Genomic DNA, 1,323 nt, shown 5'->3' with positions numbered 1-1,323 from the left:
CGCCGAAGCCGAAGCTGCTGCTGCTCGACGAGCCGCTGTCGGCGCTCGACGCCAAGGTGCGCGTGTCGCTGCGCGAGGAAATCCGCTCGATCCAGAAGAAGCTCGGCATCACCACTATCTTTGTCACGCACGACCAGGAAGAGGCGCTGTCGATCTCCGACCGCATCGCCGTCATGTATGGCGGCAAAGCCGAGCAGGTCGGCACGCCGTTCGAGATCTACAACCGTCCGGCGACCAAGTTCGTCGCCAATTTCGTCGGCACGCTGAACGTGCTGGAAGGCACCGTCACCGATGCGGCTGCAGGCACGGTGCGGGTCAATTCCGAACAGGTTTCGCTCAAGGGCAAGCTCAACGGCTCCAAATCAGGTGACACGCTGTCGCTGGCGCTGCGTCCGGAAGCGATTTCGCTGGGCCGTCAGCCCGGCCGTGACTCCAGCCTTTCGGGAGAAATCTCCGAAGTGCATTTTCTCGGCTCGGTCATCCGGGTTCGCGTCGGCATCGGTGGCAACACGGTCTCGCTCGACACCTTCAACAGCCCGGCAACCCCGCCACCCGCAGTCGGTGAAAAGGCCGAGATCTCGTTCTCGTCGAGCGACATGCTGGTGCTGCACTAGGCTGATGCGCTTGCTCAAAATGAATGGCTGCATCCCGGTCTGCGAAGACGGGAGATGCTTCCGTCCGCGTGGCAATGGGCTGCAATGCAGGGAAGTCCGTGTTTAAGCGAGCCCTCTATCGGTGATTTCGATGTCGGTGCGGTCGGCGCATTTGTCGATTTGGCAGGGCATCGGTGGAAGGCAATTCGAGGCATATTCCCATCGGCTCGAGCTTGCTGGCCAATCAACAGTTTCCAGCCGCTTTGCCACTGCCAGCGTCTCGCATCCCGGCTATAACAGGCCATGGCGCTTTTCGAACTGACACTCGTTCTGCTGTTGATCGCCGTTGCGCTGACGGCGCTGTCGCGGCGCGTACAGGTTCCCTATCCCTCTTTGCTGGCGCTGGCCGGGGTGGCCATCGCCTTCGTGCCTGGCGTGCCGACCATAGAGATCGATCCGGAACTGGCGCTAGCCCTGTTCATCGCGCCGGTGCTGCTCGATGCCGCCTATGATACCTCGCTGCGCGATCTCAACCGCTACAGGGTGCCGCTTGTGCTGCTGGCGCTTGGTGCCGTCCTGTTCACGACAGCGACGGTCGCACTTGCCGGCTGGGCGATGGCAGGCCTGCCGATCGCCGCGGCCATAGCGCTTGGCGCCATCGTGGCGCCGCCCGATGCGGTTGCGGCATCGGCCGTGCTTGGCCAGTTCAAGGTGCCGCACCGCATCACTG

The 1,323-nt window shown here is 63.0% G+C and carries 2 protein-coding genes; both read left to right on the top strand.

All coding sequences use genetic code 11. The features are described from left to right. Nucleotides 1-614, top strand: a 614-nt coding sequence (locus EN750_RS34615) for an ABC transporter ATP-binding protein (protein WP_145968209.1), incomplete at its 5' end; no start/stop codon positions are given. A 282-nt stretch (nt 615-896) separates the two neighbouring features. Next, nucleotides 897-1,323: cation:proton antiporter (locus EN750_RS34610; RefSeq protein WP_189526682.1), on the top strand; the 427-nt coding region annotated here is incomplete at its 3' end.

Source organism: Mesorhizobium sp. M7A.F.Ca.ET.027.03.2.1, assembly GCF_003999175.1.
GTDB lineage: Bacteria > Pseudomonadota > Alphaproteobacteria > Rhizobiales > Rhizobiaceae > Mesorhizobium.
Note: the sequence above shows the minus strand (reverse complement) of the source record. Positions and strands in the feature narration are given on the sequence as shown.